This is a genomic window from Wolbachia endosymbiont of Drosophila barbarae (assembly GCF_044752445.1).
Classification (GTDB): domain Bacteria; phylum Pseudomonadota; class Alphaproteobacteria; order Rickettsiales; family Anaplasmataceae; genus Wolbachia; species Wolbachia pipientis.
On record NZ_JBIXJM010000123.1, the window covers coordinates 1 to 7,403 of the forward strand.

The following is a 7,403-nucleotide window of genomic DNA, read 5'->3' on the forward strand; positions in this document are numbered from 1 at the left end:
GCTTCCAATTTGAATTCTGCCGTATATTCTCTTACCATTTCTAATCCTCCAAAATTTTATTTTACCCGAAGAAACTCCTTTCTTTCTCTCCACTTTTTCTGGGTAAGGTCAATATACCAGTGCCGAAAATAGTTGACAAAGATTGTGTATACTTATTACAATTGTTTGGGTACCAGAAGTTTTTACGGCAACAAAGTATGCACTAACTATAAGTAAGGAAGACTTTAAGCAGGCAATAAAAAAAATGAAGTAACGTTTAAAAGAGATTGAAGGAGAGAAGAAAAAGGTAAAAGGGAATACGGCAGAAAATGAATCTTATTACAAATAGCATAAAGGGCTTTTATTCTAGTGTTAAATCGAACCTAGATTGGCAAGCCAAACGTAGTCTTATTAGAACATTAGTAAAAGAAGTCAACATTGATCTTGATAAAGTAGATGTAGTATTTAAGATCAAAGAACTTGAAAACCCCGCCCAGAATGGACAAAATCAAAAGATGGTACATTGTCTAAGGGGTCTGGGCACTGGGATGACATCTTTTTTCTTGGTACAAATTACTCTTATGTCTCAATATTTGTACAGTTGTGTTATCGGCTGTTTGATGTTTACAACGCAGGAAGTTCATACGGTTGTAAGTCAAGCGGTAGGATGACAAGATTTTGCAAGGGTATTTTTTTTATAGGAGATTAATATGGAAATTTTTCTTGATAGCGTTGATTTAAATGAAATTAAAGGACTAAAGGAGTTCATTGACGGCATAACAACTAATCCTTCTTTAATAGCAAAGTCCGGGCGTAAAGATAAATACGAGGATTTAGTGCGTGAAATATGCTCTATTATAAAAGGGCCTGTTAGTGTTGAAGTTGTTGCAGATAGCCATGAAGAGATGATCACAGAAGGTCTGAATTTAGCAAAAATTGCTGATAATGTTGTGATCAAATTACCTCTTACACATGAAGGATTAATTTCTTGTAAAAAGTTATGGACAGAGCATAAAATACCTGTTAACATCACATTATGTTTTTCTCCTGGACAAGCACTGCTTGCTGCTAAGGTCGGTGCTTGTTTTATTTCCCCCTTTGTTGGTCGCCTTGATGATATAAGCTATGATGGCTTATCGCTAATAGAAGATATATGTACTATATATTCTAATTACGGTTTTGATACTAAAGTTCTTGTTGCATCAGTGAGAAGCCCAGCGCATGTAATAGAAGCTGCAAGGCTTGGTGCTGATTCAATTACTGTGCCAGCAAAAGTACTTAGACAATTAATTAATCACCCACTTACTGACCAAGGACTAGCAATATTTGAAAAAGACTGGGGTGTAAAATAATAAACGGTTACAAATGAACATAAAAATTGGCGTATCTGTTCAGGCAATGGCGTCAACTTAAGAGCCTTCATTAGCAAACTCTCCTAAAGACATGATGGCGTTTGCTACCTTATTGCGGCTGCCCTGGTCGAATTTTAACTTTATAGCTAACCCAAGAAAGGTTTCCCTACATCATACCGCCGAGGCGCTAACGAGTAGCGGAATGACGAATTTGTTGTTTTTCAAATTGTAGGTAAACCTAAAGCTATAGAAAAAAAGAAGAACCAGTTTCTTAGTTTTTCATTGACATAATCCACTCCATATGCCATAATAAAATTTTATATCTTGGAGAAGGAAATGACATTAAGGTTAATACTACAAGAAGTCAACAGTAGTCCAGATCTGAGTAAGGAAAATTTAATTGATAGAATTAAAGATAAGCTGCAGCAGGAAAATCAACTTATATATGATGAGTGGAAAAAAAACGAATTTGATATAAATTACACGTTTATAGTGCTCAAGTGCAATTTATTACTTATAGCAGCTGAAAATGGCTATGAAAAAGTAGTAAGATACTTAACAAAAAACGGAGCTAATGTTAATGTACAAGATGAATGGGAAAAAACCTCCTTACATTATTCTGCTCAGCATGGGCATGCACAAGTAGTAGAAGTTTTGCTAGAAGAAGGAGCAGACGTTAATGCACAAAATGAAGATAAAGGGACTCCTTTGCATTATGCTGCTTATAGTGGTCATATAGAAGTAGTAAAACATCTTATAAAAAAAGAGGCAGATGTTAATGTAGTGGACAGATATGGAAGAAGTCCTTTACATTATGCTGCTGAGAATGGATACACACAAGTAGTAGAAGTTTTGCTAGAAGAGGGAGCAGACGTTAATGCACAAGATAAAGACGGAAGAACTCCTTTATATTATGCTGTTTATTACACTCATGGTGAACATCCAAGACTAAATTATCAACATCCAAAAGTAGCGAAACTTCTGCTAAATTATGGTGCAGATCCATCATTTATTCATAGACCTAAAGCTATAACAGCAGGAATTACTGTAGGTATATTAGCTGCCATTGTTGCTCCATTAGCACTCATTTATGCTACTGCATTACCTGCACTAGCAATAGTTGTAATTACTGTGGCATCTGCACTGATCGTTGGTGGAATTTCCTATGGGGTTGCATATAAGTCATCAGAGCATTCATTAAACAGTAAGCTAAGTGAGGTTAGCTGCAGTAATGTTGATGGAAATAAACAAACTGTACAACCATAATTATTAATTCACCACAGTAACCGCGCCGTGGCAGTGTTTGTACTTCTTTCCAGAATTACAAGGGCACTTGTCGTTTCTTGAGACTTTGGGAAGTCTGCTATTTCTAGCAGAATGTAACCTATTGCCTATCTCTTGGTTATCTGCCAACTTAAAGTGCGCTAGGCGGTGAATGGTGAGTTCCTTCCATTTTTCAAGCATTGACTCAAACATCAAGAAAGCTTCGCGTTTAAATTCATTCAGTGGATCTTTCTGCCCCATGGCACGTAGGCTTATGCTTTGTCTTAGGCTCTCTAGAACTGAAAGGTGTTCCCTCCATAAATGATCAAGTGTCATTATCATCATTTGCTTCACGATCGTATTCCACAAATCTGTAGTGTGCTGACTGTTGAAATATTTTTCTTTCTCAGTAAAAAATTCTTGTATCTTATCATTTATATAATCCAAAGCTTCTTGTTTGTTTAAAAACTTTGCTAAATCTTCTTTATCAAGCGTTATTCCATACCTTGTATGGAATTCTTTGACTATATCTTCAATATAATCCTCATAATAGCCACTTTGGACTATACCTTCTATTACGCTCTCATTTACTTCGCTATATACTTCAAGTAAATCATTAATTTCGTTGCCTAAGATATTGTTTCTCTGCTTAAAAATAACTTTACGTTGGTTATTGATTACGTCATCAAACTTAAGTAGAGATTTCCGCACGTCATAGTTTCTAGCTTCAACTTTCTTTTGCGCTTTCTCAAGTGCATTATTGATCCATGGATGATGAATAGCTTCGTTATTCTTTAACCCTACTTTTTGTAAAAAGCTTCTCATTCTATCAGAACCAAATATTCTCATTAGGTCATCTTCGAGCGATAAAAAGAACTTAGAAAGTCCAGGATCACCCTGACGGCCAGAACGGCCACGTAATTGATCATCTATTCTCCTGCTTTCATGTCTTTCGGTTCCAACCACACATAAACCACCAGCTTTTATAGCAATTTCCTTATCTTTTTTTACTCTTTCAACTATTTCTTGATATTTTTTTTCTCTTTCATCAGCATTTTTTATCTTCTTTAGCTCCACCTTTGCGATCATTTCAGCATTTCCACCAAGCTGAATATCAGTTCCACGTCCTGCCATGTTAGTTGCTATAGTGACACTACCTGGCACCCCAGCTTGCGCTATTATGTACGCCTCTTGTTCATGATAACGAGCATTCAATACTGAATGCTTAAGAGAATGGCTTTGCAAAAGCGCAGAAAGCTTCTCAGAGTTTTCGATGCTCACCGTGCCAACAAGGACCGGTTGAAGGCGTTTGTGGCATTCTTCTATAAACTTCAATACAGCATTAAATTTTTCCTTTTCTGTACCGTAAATTTCATCATCAATATCAACTCTTTTTACAGATACATTGGTTGGAATTTTTACTACATTTAATCTGTATATATCACGAAACTCTTCTGCCTCTGTTGCTGCTGTTCCAGTCATTCCGGAAAGTTTATTGTACATACGAAAGTAATTCTGAAATGTGACCGATGCTAAAGTTTGGTTTTCATGCTGAATTTCAAGATTCTCCTTCGCTTCAAGTGCATGATGAAGACCATCGGAATATCTCCTGCCCTCCATCATACGCCCAGTAAATTCATCAATAATCACTACCTTTCCATCTTTCACTATATAATCTTTATCAGCAGTGAACAGCTTATGTGCACGTAATGCTTGGTCCATATAATGAGTCATTATCATGCTGTCAGTATCATAGAGCGAGGAATTTTCAGGAATGAGATTGTATGATCTTAGTAGTTCCTCCACTCGTGAAATACCATCTTCAGTCAAGAATACCGTTCTACCTTTTTCATCTACTTCATAATCAGAGTCAACTAATTTGGTTACTATTTTATTGATATGCTTATATATCTGATTGTTTTCCTCAACCGGGCCAGAAATAATAAGCGGAGTGCGAGCTTCATCAATGAGTATTGAGTCCACTTCATCAACTATTCCGTAGTGAAAGCCTCTCTGAACCATGTCTTCTTGAGAAAATTTCATATTGTCTCGCAGGTAATCAAAGGCAAGCTCGTTATTTGTGGAATACACGATATCTGCACTGTGAGCCTCTTTCCTCTCTTCTTCTGTCAAGTTATTCGTAATAAACGCAACAGAAACCCCAAGAGAATTATATAATTTGCTCATCCACTCTGTGTCTCGTTTTGCAAGGTAGTCATTAACAGTTACGACGTGTACGCCTTTCCCTTCTAAGGAATTTAGATATGCTGCTAAAGTTGCAACGAGTGTCTTTCCCTCTCCTGTTTTCATTTCTGATATCATACCATTGTGGAGCACCATTCCACCAATCAGTTGAACATCAAAGTGCCTCATGTTAAGAAACCTTCGAGAGGCTTCACGCACAACTGCAAATGCAGGTACGAGAAGATCATTTAACGTTTTCCCATTTTTCAATTCTTGTTTGAATTCTTCAGTTTTACCAGCAAGCTTCTCATCAGATAAACTCTGCATTTCTGTTTCTAATGCATTTATTTGCTGAACAATTTTCCTAAAGGATTTTATTATCTTCTTGTTTGTGGAACCAAGTATCTTTCTTATAAAAAAGAATGACAACGTAAAAATGAAAAATATAAGAATGGCTGTCAAAATTAGCGGAGAATCTAGCATAAACTTAAGTAACGTCTTATTTAATATGAGATTATATTACTAAATGCAGCCTACAGCAATTACATATTAGATTCGGGGAATCCTTATTCATATACTAAGGTAATAAACAAAGGAACACTTCCAACCCTGTTCTTGCAGGCACTGTTATTGAAATATTAAAGAATCTGTTGCATTATCTTAGGCACTTGGTGACTTTAATTTTTTATAGAAAGAAGTTATTCGTAGGTTTAGTAGGGTATGAATGTAGAAAATAAACAGTCTGAAATACTTAGTAATCGTATATTTAAGAAGAGAGATGGCACATCAACAGGTGATCATGGTTGCAAGTATGAAGTAAAATTATTAATGCTGTATCTACTTTATGGGTTAAGTAGTAAAATTGACTTTTGGTTAGCATCAAACATAGAAGGTTTTGGAGCCTTTGATGATATTTTTTTTGAGTATAAAGATCAGAAGAACAAATCGAGAATTATCTTGGTTCAAGCTAAACACCGTAACGACCCTAGTTCATCAGCGAATATTACTTTTGAAGATTTGTTTATTGATGGAAACAATAGAAAGCGACAGAAAGAGGATTTCGGGTTAAACAAATATTTTGAATCTCATCCTGAGATTAAGCAAAACCCTGAGTATAAGAACAGTGATATTACACTTGTCATTCATGCTAATGTTAATGTGAACTGAAAAAAAGGTACAGAAAAGCAAGGCAAAGTAGAAACATTAGAGGAGTATCTGGAAGAGTCAAAGTTAACAGATGATAACATTTTAAGTATTTATGAAGGTCACAGAGGAACATGCTACAAAATAAAAAATCATATTGAACTGAAAAAATACTTCAGTTGCGGCAGTGAAGATGAAATAGAAGATTTTTTACTTAGAATAAGGTTTGTAGTTAATCAACCTAATCATTCAAAATTAGATGATATTATTAAGAAAGAAATAGGGAGTATATACAAAATATCAGGCAAGAAAAACATTGACATGGTTTTTGACTTTGCACGCGGGAAGGTAGAAAAATGGTGGGAACAACAGGGTAGCGAAGTTTCTTATCTAACAAGAAAAGACAATTATCTTAAGGAAGCCATAGAACATCTTTATAGTCTCAAACTTAAGGAAGATCTACCTGAATTTTGGCAAGTCCCTCTTCGAAATTATAACTTTGTCGGCAGAGAAGCGCTGCTAGATAAAATAGAAGAATGCCTGAAAGCTAATGATACAGCAACACTAGTTGCTTGTCATGGAATAGGTGGAATAGGTAAAACACAATTAGCATTAGAATTTATTTGGAGTAAGCTCCAAAAATATAGATGGATAATTTGGCTTGATACACGAGATAGAAATACTTTAATTAACGAGTACATCAAGTTAGGACGTGGACTAAACGTTATTCATGGTTACAGAGAAAACGTTCGTGAAGAAGATCACGCCAAGCATGTTAAGTATTGGCTAGAACACCCTGAACGTGCTGGGTGGCTACTGATATGCGATAACGCTCCTAACTACAAAGATATAGCAGATTTACTTCCTATAGAAGGAGGAAAGATATTATTAACTTCTCGTTATACATTTGGCTGGCCACAACCACAGAACACTATTTCTGTTGATGTTTTTGAACCTGGAGAATCAAGGAGCTACATTTGTAAGATACTAGAAGTGGAAGGAACAAAGCTAGATATAATTCAAGTGGATGCATTAGCAAAGACATTAGGTCATTTACCTTTAGCTTTAGCCCAAGCAAGCGCTTATATAAAGAAAACAGGTATAAATATTTCAGACTATTTGAAATTATATAACGATAGAAAACGAGCTTTATTATCTGATGAAACATTGCTTGAAACATTTCCAGCCGACGCTAATAGAGAGACTGCAGCAATAGTGTATGTTACATGGGACATCACAGTAGAAGCAATAAAAAAAGAATCCTTATTGGCAGCTAACTGGCTTACTGCTTGTGCTTACTTAGATGGTAGTCCTATTCCTCAATCTTTACTAGAAATCTTTGCTGATAATCAAGAAAATAATCCTTCCTTAGAAACTTTCCATGAAGCGTTTGGAATATTAATAAGTTACTCCATGTTAACTACCAAAAAAGATCATAGTATGTTAATACACAGCTTGGTTCAAGAAGTTATAAGGCTAAAG

The 7,403-nt window shown here is 35.6% G+C and carries 5 protein-coding genes and 1 pseudogene; 5 read left to right on the forward strand and 1 reads right to left on the reverse strand.

Annotated features, from left to right (window positions below):
* Positions 1 to 308: 308 nt before the first annotated feature.
* From ACIPNH_RS01735 to ACIPNH_RS01745, 3 genes are all read left to right on the forward strand, one after another.
* The gene (locus ACIPNH_RS01735; protein ID WP_400771329.1) at positions 309 to 650 is read left to right on the forward strand and encodes a hypothetical protein; all 342 of its coding nucleotides are present in this window, start codon (positions 309 to 311) and stop codon (positions 648 to 650) included.
* Between the two features lie 39 nt (positions 651 to 689).
* A complete protein-coding gene (gene fsa / locus ACIPNH_RS01740; protein ID WP_007552982.1) occupies positions 690 to 1,331 on the forward strand; it encodes a fructose-6-phosphate aldolase in 642 nt (213 codons plus the stop codon).
* Between the two features lie 336 nt (positions 1,332 to 1,667).
* On the forward strand, positions 1,668 to 2,597 hold the full coding sequence (locus ACIPNH_RS01745; RefSeq protein WP_174516903.1) for an ankyrin repeat domain-containing protein: 930 nt from the start codon (positions 1,668 to 1,670) through the stop codon (positions 2,595 to 2,597).
* Positions 2,598 to 2,600: 3 nt separating this feature from the next.
* Here the strand turns inward: ACIPNH_RS01745 and secA are convergent, their stop codons facing one another.
* Entirely contained in the window at positions 2,601 to 5,261 is a 2,661-nt protein-coding gene (gene secA, locus ACIPNH_RS01750; protein WP_400771332.1) for a preprotein translocase subunit SecA, read from the reverse strand.
* A gap of 237 nt (positions 5,262 to 5,498) precedes the next feature.
* Between secA and ACIPNH_RS01755 the strand changes: the two genes are divergently transcribed.
* Both ACIPNH_RS01755 and ACIPNH_RS01760 read left to right on the forward strand, forming a co-directional pair.
* A complete protein-coding gene (locus ACIPNH_RS01755; RefSeq protein ID WP_400771335.1) occupies positions 5,499 to 5,945 on the forward strand; it encodes a hypothetical protein in 447 nt (148 codons plus the stop codon).
* A gap of 297 nt (positions 5,946 to 6,242) precedes the next feature.
* A pseudogene (locus ACIPNH_RS01760) lies at positions 6,243 to 7,403 on the forward strand (tetratricopeptide repeat protein); the annotation flags it as partial.

Bases quoted from the DNA above. Each gene is read 5' to 3' on its own strand.
- ACIPNH_RS01735 (WP_400771329.1), top strand. From the start codon at position 309: ATGAATCTTATTACAAATAGCATAAAGGGCTTTTATTCTAGTGTTAAA.
- fsa (WP_007552982.1), top strand. From the start codon at position 690: ATGGAAATTTTTCTTGATAGCGTTGATTTAAATGAAATTAAAGGACTA.
- ACIPNH_RS01745 (WP_174516903.1), top strand. From the start codon at position 1,668: ATGACATTAAGGTTAATACTACAAGAAGTCAACAGTAGTCCAGATCTG.
- secA (WP_400771332.1), bottom strand. From the start codon at position 5,261: ATGCTAGATTCTCCGCTAATTTTGACAGCCATTCTTATATTTTTCATT.
- ACIPNH_RS01755 (WP_400771335.1), top strand. From the start codon at position 5,499: ATGAATGTAGAAAATAAACAGTCTGAAATACTTAGTAATCGTATATTT.